The 15,494-nt window shown below is 66.2% G+C and carries 15 protein-coding genes; 10 read left to right on the top strand and 5 right to left on the bottom strand.

From position 1 onward, the window contains the following. Positions 1–128: 128 nt before the first annotated feature. Genes L2Y96_RS22140 through L2Y96_RS22125 form a run of 4 tightly spaced genes read left to right on the top strand, consistent with a single transcriptional unit; the run spans position 129 to position 3,963 of the window. Positions 129–1,814, top strand: a complete 1,686-nt coding sequence (locus L2Y96_RS22140) for a copper resistance system multicopper oxidase (RefSeq protein ID WP_247330592.1) — start codon at positions 129–131, stop codon at positions 1,812–1,814. Next, positions 1,811–2,776 carry a copper resistance protein B gene (locus L2Y96_RS22135; protein ID WP_247330590.1) on the top strand — a complete coding sequence of 322 codons (966 nt, stop codon included), beginning with the start codon at positions 1,811–1,813 and terminating at the stop codon, positions 2,774–2,776. The genes L2Y96_RS22140 and L2Y96_RS22135 overlap by 4 nt, the downstream gene beginning before the upstream one ends. A 45-nt stretch (positions 2,777–2,821) precedes the next feature. Next, a complete protein-coding gene (locus tag L2Y96_RS22130; protein WP_247330589.1) occupies positions 2,822–3,754 on the top strand; it encodes a LysR family transcriptional regulator in 933 nt (310 codons plus the stop codon). Positions 3,755–3,813: 59 nt separating this feature from the next. Beyond that, positions 3,814–3,963: a hypothetical protein gene (locus tag L2Y96_RS22125; protein ID WP_247330587.1), complete on the top strand. Its 150-nt coding sequence runs from the start codon at positions 3,814–3,816 to the stop codon at positions 3,961–3,963. A 35-nt stretch (positions 3,964–3,998) separates the two neighbouring features. Here the strand turns inward: L2Y96_RS22125 and L2Y96_RS22120 are convergent, their stop codons facing one another. Continuing rightward, positions 3,999–4,865 carry an SDR family oxidoreductase gene (locus tag L2Y96_RS22120; protein WP_247330585.1) on the bottom strand — a complete coding sequence of 289 codons (867 nt, stop codon included), beginning with the start codon at positions 4,863–4,865 and terminating at the stop codon, positions 3,999–4,001. A 105-nt stretch (positions 4,866–4,970) separates the two neighbouring features. Here L2Y96_RS22120 and L2Y96_RS22115 point away from each other — a divergent pair, with 105 nt between their 5' ends. The 6 genes from L2Y96_RS22115 (at position 4,971) to L2Y96_RS22090 (ending at position 12,081) form a co-directional block, all read left to right on the top strand. Continuing rightward, positions 4,971–5,867 carry a LysR family transcriptional regulator gene (locus L2Y96_RS22115; RefSeq protein ID WP_247330583.1) on the top strand — a complete coding sequence of 299 codons (897 nt, stop codon included), beginning with the start codon at positions 4,971–4,973 and terminating at the stop codon, positions 5,865–5,867. 175 nt (positions 5,868–6,042) lie between these two features. Beyond that, positions 6,043–7,500 (top strand): alpha-L-fucosidase, encoded by a 1,458-nt coding sequence (locus L2Y96_RS22110; protein WP_247330581.1) that lies wholly within the window; start codon positions 6,043–6,045, stop codon positions 7,498–7,500. A gap of 87 nt (positions 7,501–7,587) precedes the next feature. Then, positions 7,588–7,854, top strand: a complete 267-nt coding sequence (locus L2Y96_RS22105) for a DksA/TraR family C4-type zinc finger protein (RefSeq protein ID WP_247330579.1) — start codon at positions 7,588–7,590, stop codon at positions 7,852–7,854. Between the two features lie 42 nt (positions 7,855–7,896). After that, positions 7,897–8,532: a histidine phosphatase family protein gene (locus tag L2Y96_RS22100; RefSeq protein ID WP_247330577.1), complete on the top strand. Its 636-nt coding sequence runs from the start codon at positions 7,897–7,899 to the stop codon at positions 8,530–8,532. Positions 8,533–8,606: 74 nt separating this feature from the next. Next, positions 8,607–10,439 (top strand): GGDEF domain-containing protein, encoded by a 1,833-nt coding sequence (locus L2Y96_RS22095; protein WP_247330576.1) that lies wholly within the window; start codon positions 8,607–8,609, stop codon positions 10,437–10,439. Between the two features lie 76 nt (positions 10,440–10,515). Continuing rightward, positions 10,516–12,081, top strand: a complete 1,566-nt coding sequence (locus L2Y96_RS22090) for a methyl-accepting chemotaxis protein (protein ID WP_247330575.1) — start codon at positions 10,516–10,518, stop codon at positions 12,079–12,081. A gap of 39 nt (positions 12,082–12,120) precedes the next feature. On the opposite strand, the gene L2Y96_RS22085 is transcribed toward L2Y96_RS22090, so the two are convergent. The 4 genes from L2Y96_RS22085 to L2Y96_RS22070 form a co-directional block, all read right to left on the bottom strand. Beyond that, positions 12,121–13,581 (bottom strand): DUF2867 domain-containing protein, encoded by a 1,461-nt coding sequence (locus tag L2Y96_RS22085; protein WP_247330573.1) that lies wholly within the window; start codon positions 13,579–13,581, stop codon positions 12,121–12,123. A gap of 34 nt (positions 13,582–13,615) precedes the next feature. Continuing rightward, the gene (locus L2Y96_RS22080) at positions 13,616–13,936 is read right to left on the bottom strand and encodes a metalloregulator ArsR/SmtB family transcription factor (RefSeq protein WP_247330571.1); all 321 of its coding nucleotides are present in this window, start codon (positions 13,934–13,936) and stop codon (positions 13,616–13,618) included. A gap of 155 nt (positions 13,937–14,091) precedes the next feature. Continuing rightward, positions 14,092–14,790: a DUF899 family protein gene (locus L2Y96_RS22075; RefSeq protein ID WP_247330569.1), complete on the bottom strand. Its 699-nt coding sequence runs from the start codon at positions 14,788–14,790 to the stop codon at positions 14,092–14,094. A gap of 14 nt (positions 14,791–14,804) precedes the next feature. Then, positions 14,805–15,464, bottom strand: coding sequence for a glutathione S-transferase family protein (locus tag L2Y96_RS22070; RefSeq protein WP_247330567.1), 660 nt, complete (start codon positions 15,462–15,464; stop codon positions 14,805–14,807). Positions 15,465–15,494: the final 30 nt, after the last annotated feature.

Genomic DNA, 15,494 nt, shown 5'->3' with positions numbered 1-15,494 from the left:
CCTTCGATCATTAAGCCGCGCCGGTGAACAGGCCGTGCAGCCGCAAGGAGCCTGCTCCAGAGTTGTCGCGGTACCGCGGGCATCGTTACGCTCGGCCTCCCACCGCGTTTACCGGATCCTCGCTCGCCATGCACGGCCGCCCCCTTGCCCCGTTCGACCCCTCCCGCCGCCGCTTCGTCCAGGGGCTGGCGGTAGCAGGCGTGGGCCTGGCGGCGGGCGTGGTGCGTGCCGGGCAGGCTGATGCGTCGATGCCCGCTATGGCCGCGCTGCAGGGCCCGGCGTTCCAGCTGGCCGTGCGCGAGGCCGCGGTGGACTTCACCGGTAAGGCCCGCACGGCAGTCACCGTGAACGGTGGCGTGCCGGGGCCGACGCTGCGCTGGCGCGAGGGTGACGACGTGCGCATCGCCATCACGAACCAGCTGGATACGGTGACATCGATTCACTGGCACGGCCTGATCGTGCCGGCGAACCAGGACGGCGTGCCGGGCCTGAGCTTCGATGGCATCCCCGCGCGTACGGCCTTCACCTACCGCTTCCCCGCGAAGCAGGCGGGCACGTACTGGTACCACGCGCACAGCCGCTTCCAGGAGCAGAGCGGGCTCTACGGTGCCATCGTGATCGAGCCCGCGAGCGGGGAACGCTATCCGGCGGATCGCGAGCACGTCATCCTGATCAGCGACTGGAGCGATGAGGATCCCGAGCGGGTCTACGCGAAGCTGCGCACGCGGTCGGATATCTACAACTACGGCCAGCCGACGCTGGCCGGCTTTCTCCGCGATGCGCGGGAGAAGGGTTTCCACGATGCGGTCGCCATGCGCCGGATGTGGAACCAGATGCGCATGAACCCCACGGACCTGGCCGATGTCTCCGGCGCCACGTACACGTACCTGGTGAACGGCAGGGCGCCCGCGGGCAACTGGACCGGCGAATTCAAGCCGGGCGAGCGCGTGCGGCTGCGTTTGATCAATGGTTCGTCGAACTCCATCTTCGACCTGCGCATTCCGGGCCTGCGCATGCAGGTCGTGGCGGCCGATGGTCAGGACGTCGTGCCGGTGGATGTGGACGAGCTGAGGCTGTCGGCGGCCGAGACGTACGATGTGATCGTCACGCCCACCGACGATCGTGCGTACACCGTGTTCGCCCAATCGATCGACCGTTCGGGCTATGCGCGCGCCACGCTAGCGCCGCGTGCCGGCATGCAGGCGGACGTACCCGCGCTCGATCCGCGCCCGCGCCTTGCGATGCGCGACATGATGGGTTCGATGGCGGGTGATTCCAGTGATGGCGACATGGTGATGGCACACCACGCCAGCACCGAGTACGGCCCGAATACCGACATGCACGTCGATATGCCGCGCACCAACCTCGATGATCCGGGTGTGGGCCTGCGCGATCGTACGCATCGCGTGCTGACCTATGCGGATCTGCATACCGTGGGCGGTTCGCTCGATACGCGCGAGCCATCGCGAACGATCGAGCTCCACCTCACGGGGAACATGGAGCGCTTTGCATGGGGCTTCGATGGCCAGAAGTATTCCGAAGCGAAGCCGATCCATTTCCGTTCGGGCGAGCGCCTGCGCGTGACCCTCGTCAACGACACGATGATGAACCACCCGATCCACCTGCACGGCATGTGGAGCGAGCTGGAGCAGCCGCACGGCGGTTTCCAGGTGCGCAAGCACACGGTGAACGTGCAGCCGGCGCAGCAGGTGAGCTACGCGGTCACCGCCGATAACCTGGGACGCTGGGCGTTTCACTGCCACATGCTGTACCACATGGAAGCGGGCATGTTCCGCGAAGTGGTGGTGTCATGAAGCGCGTGTATCTGGCTTTGATGTTGTGGCCACTTGGCGCGGCGGCACAGGACATGTCGCAGATGCAGGGCATGGACCATGGCGCGATGGATCATTCGGCTATGCACGGCCAAGCGGCTGCGCAACCTGCGCAAGCCGCGTCGCCACCGGCCACCGCACCGGCACAAGACGTCCACGCGGGCCATGACATGAGCGGCATGGATGGCATGGGCGCGATGAAGATGGGCCCGATGCAGGGCGGGAAAGCGCCCGCCGATGCGAGAAATCCTGACTATTCCGACGGCATCATGCCCGCCGCGATGCATGGCATGGCCATGCACGACATGGACGACACGGCCGCGTCTTCGATGCTGCTTATCGACAAGCTCGAAGCCTTCGCGGGGCAGGGCGGCCACGGCCAGTCGTGGGAAGCCGAGGGTTGGTATGGCAACGACACCAACAAGCTTTGGCTACGCACCGAAGGCGAACGCGAAGGCCGGCGCCCGCAGGATGGCGATGTGGAGGCGTTGTGGAGCCACGCGATCGCCACGTTCTGGGATACGCAGCTCGGTGTGCGCAGTGATTTTGGCGAAGGCCCGAAGCGCCAGTGGGCGGCCTTCGGTGTGCAAGGTCTCGCACCTTACTGGTTCGAGCTGGAAGCCACGGCTTATGTGGGGCAGGGCGGCCGTACCGCGGGCCGTGTCCGCGCGGAATACGAGTTGCGCTTCACCCAGCGGTTGATCCTGCAGCCTGAGCTCGAAGTAAATGCGTACGGCAAGGCGGACCCGCAGCGCGCGCTGCGTTCGGGCATCGCCTCGGTCGAAGGTGGACTGCGCCTGCGTTACGAGTTCGCCCGCGCATTCGCGCCCTACGTTGGCGTGGCCTGGGAGCATCTCACCGGTGGTACGGCTGATCTGGCGAGCGAGCAGGGGCGGCGCGTCACCGACCGGCGCTGGGTCGCGGGTGTCCGGCTCTGGTTCTGAGGTTGGCGCGGGTATTGACCCGCGGTCGTGACTGACGGAAGGTTCGTGACCAACGATCATGAGTCTCCGCGTATGCCCACCGATGGCCGCCTACTAGGCAACCTGAGCGTCCTCGTTTCCGTGGTGGAGACGGGCAACTTCGCCCGCGCCGCCGACGCCCTGGGCCTCTCGCCTTCGGGTGTAAGCCGCGCCATCGGCCGGCTCGAAACGCGATTGGGCGTGCGGCTGCTGCAGCGGACCACGCGCTCGGTGCACCTCACCGACGAGGGCGAGCGCCTGGTGGCTCAGGTCGGGCCGCTGCTATCGGGCATTGAAGACGCCGCGCTATCCGCCTCCGGCGATGCCCAGGCCGTGCGTGGCCGTATGCGGGTCAGCCTCGATCCGATGTTCTCGCGACTGGTGGTGGCGCCGAAGCTCGCCGGTTTCCTGGCCGCGCATCCGCAGCTGGAGATCGAGATCGTCACTCGCGATGAGCTGGGTGACCTGATCACCGAGGGCATCGACGTCGCCGTGCGCTTCGGCGTGCCCGAATCGTCCTCGCTGGTGGCGCGCAAGCTGCTCGACACCCGGGTGCTTACGGTGGCCGCGCCTTCGTACCTCGCCGCGCACGGCGCGCCACGCACGCCGAAGGACCTCGCGGGCCATGCCTGCATCCAGTTCCGCGACCCGGTGACCCGCCGCCCGTTCGAGTGGGAATTCCACCGCCGCGGCAAGATCACCACCATCGACACTACCGGCCCGATCCTGGTGACCGATTCGGCCACCATGTACGGCCTGTGCGTCGCCGGGGCGGGCGTGGCTCAGGTACTGGAAGTGAGCGTCCGCGATGCGCTGGAAGATGGCCGTCTCGTTGAACTGTTCCCCGACTACGCCGAGGAAATGTTCCCACTGTACGCGTTCTACCCGACGCGGCGGCACGCACCACCCAAGGTGCGCGCCTTCGTCGACTTCTGCGTGGCGCTGGCCCGGAAAGCGTGAACGCGGCGTTGACGCGCGCGGTGCTTCGCTAAGCGGACCGCCTTGCCGGGAGCGCCACCATGCCACCGCGCGATACCTACGACGAACCCACCACCGGCTCCGGCGACCCCAGCCACGGCCAGCCCCCAGGTCCGGTCGAACCGGTGAATACAGGCTCCGGCGACCCGCAACACAAACCCGACCCACCCCAGCACGCCCCCACCCTGTAGGAGCGTGCTTGCACGCGATGCTTACGAAGCCAGGCTCACCCAGCCGCGACCACCTCCCGCACGAAGTCCTGGTACGTCCGCGGCTCGCGCCCCAACAACGTACGCAACGTGCCGCGCGCCGCAGGCTTGGCCAGCATGCCGTCACGGTGGAAGCGCGCGAGCATCAGGCGCAGGTCATAAGCGGCCCAGGCGGGTGCGCGCTCGGCGATCGCGGCCTCAGCAGCATCGAGATTCTCGCCAACGTAGTTCACCTCGCGACCAAGCGCGTCAGCCCAAACCTTCGCCGCCGACTCGCCCGTGAATGCCTCCGGCCCAGCGAGCTCGATGACTTCACGCGGCAGCGGACCGGTGGCGCGGGCACGGCGCAGCAGCGCCGCCGCGGCGATATCTGCGATATCACGAACGTCGATCATCTCGATGCCGGCCTTGCCGAGCGCCATCGGGTAAATGCCGTGCGTGGCGGCGTCCTTCAGCGGAGCGTCGTTTTGCATGAAGTACGACGGGCGAAGAATCGTCGCGGGTAGGTCGAACTGTTCGATCATGCGTTCGATCGTGTACTTCACGGTGAAGTGCGGCACATCGGTGAAGGTCTCGGCGTTGAGCACCGAGAGGTATACGAAGCGCTGGATACCCGCATCGCGGGCGAGGGTGAGGACGGTCAGGCCCTGGTTGAGCTCATCGGGCGTCACCGGGTTAAGCAGGAAGACGGTGTCGATGCCTTGCAGGGCCGCGCGCAGCGCGTTGGGATCGGAAGCTTCACCACCGACGGCGCGGACGCCCGCCGGGCCCTGGTAGTCGGACGGACGGCGGGTCAGGGCGCGCACGTCGGCGCCAGCGGCGGCGAGGCGCTCGATGACGGCGGAACCGACGGCGCCGGTGGCGCCCGTAACGAGGATGCTCATGGTGCTAACTCCTGTGCGTTGGGAATGGACACAGGTTGCGCGTCTCGAATACGGTACGATAGCCGTCATATCGGGACGTGTCGTTCCGTCAGCGAGACGACCTCCATGGACCTCCTCGCCCTCGCCGATTTCAACGCCGTGGCCACCCACCGCGGTTTCGGCGCCGCCAGCCGCGCCACGGGACGGCCCAAGGCCACGCTTTCGCGCCGCGTGCGCGAGCTCGAGGATGCCCTGGGGATCCGCCTGGTGGAACGCGGCGCGAGGCCTTTCCGGCTTACCGAGGAAGGCACGGTGCTGCATGCGGAAACCGCAGGCGTGCTCGGCCACATCGAGACCGTCGCGGCGGACCTCGCAGCGGGAGCGGGCGGCCCACGGGGACGGTTGCGGGTCAGCGTACCGGTGCTGTTCGCTCAACGCGGCGTCGGCCGGCTCGCATCGCGCTACGCGGCCATGTATCCCGCGGTGGACCTCGAGATCGTCGCCGACGATCGCTTCGTCGATCCGCTCGCGGAAGGCTTCGACCTGATCGTGCGTGCGAATCCCAAGCCCACCACGGAACTCGCTGGCCGTTGCTTTCTGCGCGATCGCTACGTCGTGGCGGCGGTGCCGTCAGTGCCGCGTCCACGCGATGGCGAGGCCTTCCCCGCGATCGTGTTGCCCGCGACCTCGCGCGGCGATACCTGGCAAATCATCGACGGCAAGAAGCGCTACGCCATCGCACCGCGCACGGTGCTGCGGCTTTCATCGATGGCCATGGTGCACGACGCGGTCTTCGAAGGCATCGGCGCCGCCATGCTGCCAGCGTCGCTGGTGGCTGGCGAACTCGCCAGCGGCAAGCTCGTGAGCTGGGGCCTGCTCGAAGGCGGCACGACGGAAGTGTGGGCGCTCTACCCACCGCAACGCCACGTCGCGCCCAAAGTCTCCGCCTTCGTGAACCTGCTGGTCGACCACTTCAAAGACGCCTCCCCCCACCACTTCGCCACACTAACGACACCCCTGTAGGAGCGCGCTTGCGCGCGACATCTTTCGCCCCAAGGCTGAGGCCCCCGAGCTCTTCGCCCAGGAGCATCGTGCGCAAGCGCGCTCCTACAAGTGTGCTGCACGACACGCGCCGCGCGTTGACACGATCGTCTACAACAGTGAAAGTCGGTCGTCATGCCATCGCGGGGAGAGGGTGTTGAACCGACGTGATTTCGCGAAGACGCTGGCGTTCGCCGCCAGCGCAGTGGGAAGCGGTTTGTGGCCAGCGAAGCAGGTGTTCGCGCAGGCACCGAAGACAATGCGCGGCATCGCGGTGGATCCTGCGAAGTTGCGCGACCTGCAGCAAGCCTTCCTTGAGCTGCGCTTCGGTATGTTCATCCACTTGAACATGGCCACGTTCGAGGAACGCGAATGGGGTGACCCCCTTCTCTCGCCCAAGCTCTTTAATCCGAAGCACCTTGATCCCGCACAGTGGGCGAAGGCGGCGAAATCCGCGGGCATGGGTTACGCCTGCCTCACCACGAAGCACCACGATGGCTTTTGCCTGTGGCCGACGAAGACGGGTAGTGCGAACGTCATGCAGTCGTCGTATCCGCACGATGTCGTGCGCGCTTACGTCGATGCGTTCCGCAAGGCCGGCCTGAAAGTGTGCCTGTACTTTTCGATCCTCGACCTGCGCCAGGATATCCGCGCCCGTACCGTCACGCAGGAAAAGATCGCCCTGATCAAGGCGCAGATCACCGAGTTGCTAACGAACTACGGCCCGCTCACCGCGTTGATCCTCGATGGCTGGAACGCCTCGTGGTCGCGCATCTCCTACGAGCAACTGCCGTATCGCGAGATCTACGATCTGGTGAAGTCACTGCAGCCTGATTGCCTGCTCACCGATCACAACGCGGGCAGCTACCCCGGCACCGCGCTCTACTACACCGACATCAAACAGTACGAGCAGCACGCGGGGCAGAAGATTCCACCGGATAGCCCGGTGCCGTCGCAATCGGGCACCACGTTGCAGAGTGACTGGTTCTGGAAAGCCTCGTACCCGACGTCCGAACTCGCTCCGGCAAAGACCATCGTCGACGACTGGCTGAAGCCGTTCAACGACAACCATTGCAACCTCATCCTCAACGTCGCCCCCAACCGTGATGGCCGCTTCGATGACAACGCTGTGGCGCGCCTTGCCGAGATCGGCAAGCTATGGAAGCCGGAAGGCGCCGTTGCCCGCATCGAACGCCAGGTGACCATCACGACGCCGAACCTCGCTTCAGGCAAGCCGGCCTGGGCCAGCGCAAGCGACGAAGCGGTAGGCCCCGATCTCGCCTTCGACGATAACTTCCGCACCTACTGGCTCGCCGATCGCGGCAAGAGCGAAGGCTGGATCGAAGTGCGCTTCGAGAAACCCACCGAGTTCAACACGCTCTCGGTAGTAGAGCCGCGCAGCGACAAGGATTACGGCGAAGCCAGCCGTATCACCGCCTACAAAGCCCAGGTGGAGCAGGGCGGCCAGTGGGTCGACATCGCCAGCGGTAGCACACCCGCGGCGTACCAGTTCCACGAGATCCCGCGCACCACCGCCACCCGCGTCCGCCTATGGGTGCAGGGCCGCCAGCCCGGCATCACCGAATTCGGCCTGTACGACGAGCCCCGAGCCTAACCTATTGAAAAATAGGTTTATGTCCGCATGTAACGTTTATCGCGCGCAAGCGCGCTCCTACAACAGCCGCGTCCGGGAGGTGTGGTCATGGCTACCGGTTGGGCGGGTGACACCGCCGTTCAGGATCAGATCGACGCCACCGTCGATGACGCGGTGAAGCGCGTGCGCAGCCACCTTGCCAAGGGCCCGGGGCTGGAACGCTGCGAGGAATGCGACAAACCCATCCCCGAGGCACGCCGCAAGGCCGTGCCGGGTGTGCGGTTGTGCGTGGCGTGCCAGGAAGCGGCCGACCGCGATGCGGCCGCGTTCAGTGGCTATAACCGGCGCGGCAGCAAGGACAGCCAGTTGCGCTGACCGTTAAACTGCGTGTTCCCCACGCGTAGCAAAGGCCCCACGATGCTCGAACACCTGATCGTCTGCCGCCACGGCGAAACCGTCTGGAATATCGAACGCCGCGCGCAGGGCAGGGGCGATAGCCCGCTCACCGAGGCCGGAATCGGGCAGGCACAGGCACTGGGACGCGCCCTCGCGGCGCGGGGCATCGAGCACATCGTGTCTTCCACACTGGGGCGCGCCCTGCACACCGCTGAAATCGTCTCTGAGATCACCGGTTGTGCGGTATCGGTCGATGAACGCCTCGTGGAGCGCGCCTTCGGCGAACTCGAGGGCAAGCGCTTCGAGGCCATGGCGCTCGATCCGGTATGGACCGCCGTCGTGCGTTGCACCGATCCGGATGCGACCGCCCCCGGTGCGGAATCGTTGCGCGAGGTCGCCACGCGTGTCCTGGCGGCACTGCACGACATCCGTAAGCTCCCGTACCGCAGCGTGGCCGTGATCACCCATGGCCAGTCGATCTCGTCGATGCTCGCTACGCTGCGCGACGACCACAGCGACTATGCCGTGTACCGCCACGGTAACTGCGGCTACACGCCCCTCCACGTGCGCGAGGGGGGCTTTGGCATCGATGCATGGAACCTGGATCCGCTCGCCGTCGAGCTCGCGGAACGCGCCGTTGTCACAGACCAGAAATAATTGATTTCGAAGGGTTTATTAAAGTAAGGATGACAGGCTGCCGATATCCCTGCAGCCAACCCGCCATCCTTGCCATGCCCACCAGCCAGTACCCCAGCGGCCGCGAGCCGTCGCCGATCGAGCAGGTCCTCTCCGGGGACGCGCTCTCGGCTGTCTTCCAGCCGGTGATCCGGCTCGCCGATGGGGATCTGGTGGCTTACGAGGGCCTGATACGCTGCAACCTGCCGCAGCTCGACCTCACCCCCACCGACCTGCTCGACCTCGCCCGTACCCGTGGGCGCCTTGGCGAATTCGAACTGACCGCGGCACGGCGCGTCGCCGAACGCTTCGTGGAGCTGGGGCTCGAAGGCCGGTTACTGGTCAACCTCAGCGCCCAGGCAGTGATGAACGAAGGCGTTGCGGCTGAAGATGTGATCGCGGCGCTCTCCGTGCCCGGCCTCGACCTGGGCCGTGTCACGATCGAGCTGACCGAACGCGACATCGTGGAGAACGCCGCGCGGCTTGCGCATGCGCTCGGCTTTCTCCGCGCGCGCGGTGTGCGCGTGGCACTCGATGACTTCGGCAACGGTCATTCGAATTTCGAAATGTGGAACGAGGTCCACCCGGAGGTCGTGAAGATCGATCGCTACCTCATTAATGGACTCGCCCACAGCGCGGAACGCCTGGCGATCGTGCGTGCACTGTGTTCGGTCGCGGAAACGCTCGGCGCAGACCTCGTCGGCGAAGGCGTGGAAGACGAAGCCGACCTGCACATGCTGCGCGAGCTCGGCATCCCCTACGCACAAGGCTTTCTCGTGGCCCGGCCTTCCGCCGAGCCTGCCGCGACGATCCCGGAGCACGTGGCTGCCGCGTTGAGGCGCGCGCATGTACCGGTGCCCCCGCGCCCCAGTGGTCCTGTTTCGGCACGTCCGCTGACGGCGGGCCACATGCTGATCGATGCGCCTGCCGTGGCACCGCGTGAAAGCAATGATGAAGTGGCGGATATCTTCGCTACCCATCCGCGACTGCACGCCGTGGCCGTCGTGGACGCCGGCGTGCCCGTCGGCATCATCAACCGGCGTACCTTCACCGAACGCATGGCGCAGCCCTTTGCGCGCGAGCTGTTTGGCCGCAAGCCCTGCACCAGCTTCATGCACGCCGAGCCGTTGCTATGCGATGAAGAGATGCCGCTGCAAAGCATGGCGGACATTCTTCGCGGCGAAGACCAGCGCTACCTCAGCGATGGCTTCATCATCACCTCGGCCGGCCATTACCTTGGCCTCGGCACCGGCGAAGCATTGGTGCGGCGGGTGACGGAGATTCGCGTGGAAGCCGCGCGCTACGCGAATCCCTTGACCTTCCTGCCCGGCAACCTGCCCGTCACTGAACACATCGAGCGCCTGCTCGCGGCAGGCCGCCCGTTCGCGGCGGCCTATTTCGACCTCGACAACTTCAAGCCCTTCAACGACCAGTACGGCTACTTCCGCGGCGACGAGATGATCCGCCTGCTCGCGAGCGTGCTTACGGGAGACCTGCGCCACGACGCGGATTTCGTCGGCCACATCGGCGGCGACGATTTCATGGTGGTGTTCCAGGGCGGTGACTGGGCCACGCGTTGCGACGATATGCGCCGGCGGTTCAATGCGATGTCCGGCAACCTGTTCGACGACGCCGACCGCGAGCGCGGTGGCATCGAAAGCGACGACCGCCATGGCCATCGTCGCTTCTTCCCGATCACGACCGTGGCCGTCGGTGTGGCGTGGTACGCCGAGAGTTTTCCCGCAGATGCGGAATCCGTGGCGAGCCTCGCCGCCTCGGCCAAGCGACTCGCGAAAAGCGACGGGCTCGGCATGCATGTCGTGACGTGGCAGAACGACGAAAGCGTGCTCGCGTCACGCCATATTCAAGCCATTGAAATAAAAGAGTAATCTGGAAAAATAGGGCTAAAGTTGCGCGGCGCGTGGCCGATGGGTGTGCTGTCCCCCACCCCCGAGCGATCCCCCCATGCGCTTCCCCCTGAACCACCTCCCCACGCTCACCCTGCGTGCGCGGCTGGCCCTGCGGCTGGCTGGCACCATCCTGTTGCTCCTCGCCCTCTGGATCGTCGGCGGTGTCCAGCTACGCCAGGCCAATAGCCGCCTGCAGTCCGTTGTCGGCGAGACGCTGGCGCCGGTCGCCAACGTCGGCCGCATCCAGAACGACTACAACGACCTGCTCGACGCGCTCGTTCACGCGACGCTGGCGCGCCTGCCATCGGCGACTGACGATGCGGTCACCGCGATCGGTGCCAACCGCCACGATATCGATAAGCAGTGGAAGGAGCTCGAAGCCAGCGGCCTCGGGCAACAGCAGAAGAAACTCGTGGCGCTGGCTGCCGAACATCGTAAGGCTGCCGACGACGCGGTCGATGCGGTGATCGAGCTGCTTAAAGCCGAGCAATACGACATTGCGCCGCTGCAGCTCTCCAATGACGTGCAGTCGGCCGTTGGCCCGCTGAAGAGCGATTTCTCCAATCTGTTCCAGCTCGCGCTTGCCGGCGGCAAGGCCGAGGCGGAAGCGCAGCAGTCGGCAGTGAGCCACGGTGCGGTGTTCTCTGCGGTGCTTCTCGCGATCGCTTTGCTGATCGCCAGCGTCATGGATATCGCCATCATCCGTTCGCTGCAGCGGCGCCTTCGCCAGGCACGCGAAGTCGCCTCCGCGATCGCGAGCGGCACGCTTGGTGCGAAGATCGACGTCGGTCGCGACGACGAAATCGGCCAGGTGCTCGCGTCGCTGGCCGCGATGGATGCGCAGCTTGGCAATGTGGTGGTGCAGGTGCGCGATCGTGCCGACCACGTCGCGCACGTCGCCACCGGCATCGCCCAGGGCAACGATGCGCTGAACGATCGCACGCGCACGCAGGCGGAACACCTGGAGCACACCTCTTCGTCCATGCGCGACATGGCCGATGCGGTGCGCGGCGGCCTTGGCCACGCGACAGCCGCGAACCGCGCTGTCGTCGAGACGCGCAGCATGACCGACGAGGGCCACCGCGTGGCGACCGATGCCATCGAGAACATGCGCGCCATCCAGCAGAGCAGCGAGCGTATGGGCGAAGTGCTGGATCTGGTCGACCAGGTGGCGTTCCAGACCAACCTGCTGGCGCTCAACGCCGCGGTGGAAGCCGCGCGCGCGGGCGAGCATGGCCGCGGCTTCGCCGTGGTCGCCTACGAAGTGCGTGAGCTGGCCCAGCGCTGCGCAGGGGCGGCGAAAGATATCCGCACGCTGATCACGGCAAGCGATGAAGCCGTGCAGGCCGGCGTGACTTCGGTGGATCGTGCGAGCGCCGTGCTCGCTGGTATCGGTGAGCGGGTCGGTGCGCTGTCAAACCTCGTCGCCGACGTGATGGCTGCCACGCAAGGCCAGACCAGCGGCATCGAACGAGTGAATGGCGCCATCGTGGTGATCGACGAAACCACCCGCGAAAACGCGGCCCTCGTCGAACAAGCCGCCTCCGCCAGTCGCGCCATGCGCGAAAGCGCCGAAAGCCTCCGTCGCGAAGTGGCCTACTTCACCCTCGAAGCCGCCTAAGCTCTTGTAGGAGCGCGCTTGCGCGCGACATCTTTCGCCTCACCGCAACAGGCCCTGTTCCGGTGAGGTCGCACCCATCGCCCGCAATCGCCCTCCAACAGGCGATGCGGCGGCGTCCAGGGTCATGGTCGGGAACGCATGGCCCACGGCGCGGCGGAGCATCGTGGGGCTGACGTAGTGCCGGTGCACGCCACGGATGGCGCGGATGTATACGCGGCCGAACAGGTTGTGGCAGCGCACCCGCGTGCCCATGGTCACATCGACCCGGCCGTGGGTGACGCGCACGGCGATGCAAGAGCGGAACCGCAGGTGGCGATCGTTCGCGCCAAGGATGACCTGGGCGAACGAGCCATCCGCCGCGATGCGCTGCGTATGCACCGGGAAGCGACCCGCGAAGACATGCTGATCCACCGGCCCTAGTAACGACGACACCGGACATCCCAATGTCGAGGTGCGCAGGCCGAGCGGTTTGACCACCGTGTTCCGCAGCGCCATCAGCCGGGTGACGCCGCGCGGCGGGTCCTTGATGAAGCCGTCGAGCAGGGATGCCAGCAAGTGCTCCGCGCGTGCCGCATGGGGCAGGGCGCCCGCGACAGGCAGCCTGAACGTATCTTCGTGGTGGAAGCCTTCGTTCAATTCACCGCGCAGCAGCGAGTCCTGCTCGGGCTCACCCAGTTCCACCACCGTATGCCACCCGATCGTCGCGGAAAGAAAGCCGCCGGCATGGCGCAGCGATGCCAACCGTGCGCGCAAGGCACCGAGCATGCGGCGAGCAAAGCCGCAAAACCGCACCTGGAGCGAGTCCGGCGCCGCTTCCAGCGCCAGGGCCATCGTGGGCACATGCAGCTGATCGACGGGCGTACGGGCGAGCCACGCCTGCACGGCATCCGGCAGCACCTCGGTCAGCGCGGGGATGCTGGCCTCGCCGGCGAGTACGCGTTCGCGCAGGTCGGGTTCCAGTTCGCCGCCGAGCTCGTTGGTGTGGCAGGAGAGGGCGAAGAAAGCCGGATGCGAACCGCGCGTCTGCAAGGGAAGGAACTGGTGCCATGTACCACCGCCAAAGCGAACTGTGAACAGGCAGTCCGGCGGGATGGTGATATGGCGCAGGGCGCGGGCGAAGTTCGCCGGATCATCCGCCAGTTCAGTGCTGGTGGCCGTGCTGAAACGCAGCAAGGCGCCGCCGCTACCCGACACCGCCGTGAACACCCGGTGGCCGGCGTGCCGGTGGAAAGGGTGGCCCTTGGCGCCGACGGCAAAGGTGTAGAGCGACGTCGCATCGCCGTGTTCGAAGTGCGTGCCGCCAAGGCGGGCCGACGGCTCATCCAGCTCGTCGATGAACGACGCATGCGCGCGTTGCCGGGCTCCGGCCGAGGCCACCAGTTGGCTGCCAGCGCCATGCCCGATCTGGGCGATGAGATTCACCTCCACGGGCAACCCGCCGGCGGCGGGCACGATGGTGGCGGAAGGAAACGATGCGGTGGCTTGCGAACGGTACGACATGGAAACTCCCCTTTCCCGATGGCGCCGGCGCGGATCAGCCGGTGGTTTTCTTGGCGGCCAGGCGGCGCGATTCACGCTTGAGCGGCTTGCCGACCGGGCAGATCTCGAAGGCAAAACCCGTGAGCGTATTCACCAGGCTATCCCGGTTGAGCTGGTAGACCACGAACTGGCCACGCTTCTCGCTGCTGACCAGGCCGGCCGCCTCGAGCACCGAGAGGTGCCGCGAAATGGAGGGCGCGCTCATGTCGAAGCGGCTGGCGATCTCGCCGGCGGTCATCTCGGTGGCGGACAGGTAAGCCAGGATCTCCCGGCGCGGCCGGGAGGCAAGGGCTTCGAAAACCTGGTCGATGGCCATGCGTAATTCGCTATTTAGCAAAGTTGCTAATTATCTAACCGCAAGTCTCCGCCCAGGTCAAGCCCGGCTGTTGTAGGAGCGCGCTTGCGCGCGATGGGTGCTCGCGGCGACCTGGGATCGCGCGCAAGCGCGCTCCTACAAGAGCTGGCTCGACCTCAGTACTCCAGCTTCGGATACCAGTCCGGCTTGCGCCCCTCGGGCGTGCAATCCAGCACCGTCCATAGCGGCATCAGGTCCGGGGCGCCGCGCGGGTCCTGGCCCGGATCCATCGTCTCGAAGCCCATTTCGCCCGCCCAGAAGTGGCGCAGCGTGCCATCGCGCCGGGTGAACACGTTGAAGGCAGGGATATCGTTGCCGTCGACGAGCGCCTGGTAGTCACGGCTGAAGTTGCCGTTGGCATCGGTGAAGAAGCGCAGGTGCTGCCAACCGCGCTTGCGTGCGAACTCTTGCATGCGTTGCACCGGTGAGCGAGAGATCACCACCAGCGCCACGTTCTGTTCGATATCGCGGGCCTCGCCATCCCAGGAGGACAGCAGCGAGGTGCACATGGGACACGGATTCTCGCGTTCCGGACCGTACATCCAGCTATACGTCACCAGGGTCTGCTTGTCCCCGAACAGGCCCTTTAAATCGACCGGGCCGTCGGCACCGATGAACTGGTAATCACCGGTCACTTCGCCACCGGGCGGCAGCGCGCGGCGCAGTTCAGCGACGCGCTCGATCTGCCGGCGCAATTCGATTTCCTGGGCGAGCAGGGCCGTTCGCGCGGCGCGGTAGGCGGCGCTCTCGTTCGGCATGCGCGTGGGGCTACGCGCGGCGAGTTCGGCGGCGGGAACCAGCGGTTGGGCACTCATGGCGTGTCTCCTGTTCAATCGCGATCGGGCGCGCCGAGGGGGAAGAGCGCGCGGTAGGGGCGGGCTTCGTCGACGGCCCGTGCGAACGAAGGCCTTTCCAACAGCCTGCGGCGGTAAGCGTGGATATGCGCGAAGCGCGCATCGATCGGGTGCGTCCAGTCGGCGTAGAACAGCGAGGGTGCCGCGCTGCCATCAGCCAGGGTGAAGTGCTCGCCCACCGCCCAGGTGCGGCCTGCCAGGTACGGATCGAGCCAGCCGTAGGCCGTATCGAGCTGGCTGCGGTACTGGGCGACCCCGTACGGGTCGCGCTGGTGCGAGGGGCGCAGGGCATCAGCGACGATCGCCTGCAGTGGCGTGGAGATGTAGTTATCGAAAAAGCGATCGAGGTTGCGCACCTCGAGGGCCGCTTTACGGTCTTCGGGCAGGAGCCGCACGGGCCCTGGGTGGTACAGCTGCAGGTGCTCGATGATGGTGCTGGCCTCCGTCACCACCCGCTTCCCATCCACCAGTACCGGGAAGCGACGGAGCGGCCAAAGTTCGGCGAACTCCGCGTAAATCTCCGGCTTGTCGTGCGAAAGCATCTTCCACTCGAACGGCGTGCCGTTTTCGTACAGGGCGATCAGGGCCTTCTGGCAGTACGACGAGAACGGGTGGGCGTAAAGCTTCAGCGTCACGGGCGGATCCTCGCTTTGGACGGGGGTTCT

The sequence above is a fragment of the Luteibacter aegosomaticola genome, from assembly GCF_023078475.1.
GTDB lineage: Bacteria > Pseudomonadota > Gammaproteobacteria > Xanthomonadales > Rhodanobacteraceae > Luteibacter > Luteibacter aegosomaticola.
Note: the sequence above shows the minus strand (reverse complement) of the source record. Positions and strands in the feature narration are given on the sequence as shown.

Excerpts from the sequence above, each read along its gene's own strand:
- L2Y96_RS22095 (WP_247330576.1), top strand. The coding sequence starts at position 8,607 with ATGCCCACCAGCCAGTACCCCAGCGGCCGCGAGCCGTCGCCGATCGAG.
- L2Y96_RS22105 (WP_247330579.1), top strand. The coding sequence starts at position 7,588 with ATGGCTACCGGTTGGGCGGGTGACACCGCCGTTCAGGATCAGATCGAC.
- L2Y96_RS22090 (WP_247330575.1), top strand. The coding sequence starts at position 10,516 with ATGCGCTTCCCCCTGAACCACCTCCCCACGCTCACCCTGCGTGCGCGG.
- L2Y96_RS22075 (WP_247330569.1), bottom strand. The coding sequence starts at position 14,790 with ATGAGTGCCCAACCGCTGGTTCCCGCCGCCGAACTCGCCGCGCGTAGC.
- L2Y96_RS22140 (WP_247330592.1), top strand. The coding sequence starts at position 129 with ATGCACGGCCGCCCCCTTGCCCCGTTCGACCCCTCCCGCCGCCGCTTC.
- L2Y96_RS22100 (WP_247330577.1), top strand. The coding sequence starts at position 7,897 with ATGCTCGAACACCTGATCGTCTGCCGCCACGGCGAAACCGTCTGGAAT.
- L2Y96_RS22080 (WP_247330571.1), bottom strand. The coding sequence starts at position 13,936 with ATGGCCATCGACCAGGTTTTCGAAGCCCTTGCCTCCCGGCCGCGCCGG.
- L2Y96_RS22120 (WP_247330585.1), bottom strand. The coding sequence starts at position 4,865 with ATGAGCATCCTCGTTACGGGCGCCACCGGCGCCGTCGGTTCCGCCGTC.
- L2Y96_RS22125 (WP_247330587.1), top strand. The coding sequence starts at position 3,814 with ATGCCACCGCGCGATACCTACGACGAACCCACCACCGGCTCCGGCGAC.
- L2Y96_RS22115 (WP_247330583.1), top strand. The coding sequence starts at position 4,971 with ATGGACCTCCTCGCCCTCGCCGATTTCAACGCCGTGGCCACCCACCGC.
- L2Y96_RS22135 (WP_247330590.1), top strand. The coding sequence starts at position 1,811 with ATGAAGCGCGTGTATCTGGCTTTGATGTTGTGGCCACTTGGCGCGGCG.
- L2Y96_RS22085 (WP_247330573.1), bottom strand. The coding sequence starts at position 13,581 with ATGTCGTACCGTTCGCAAGCCACCGCATCGTTTCCTTCCGCCACCATC.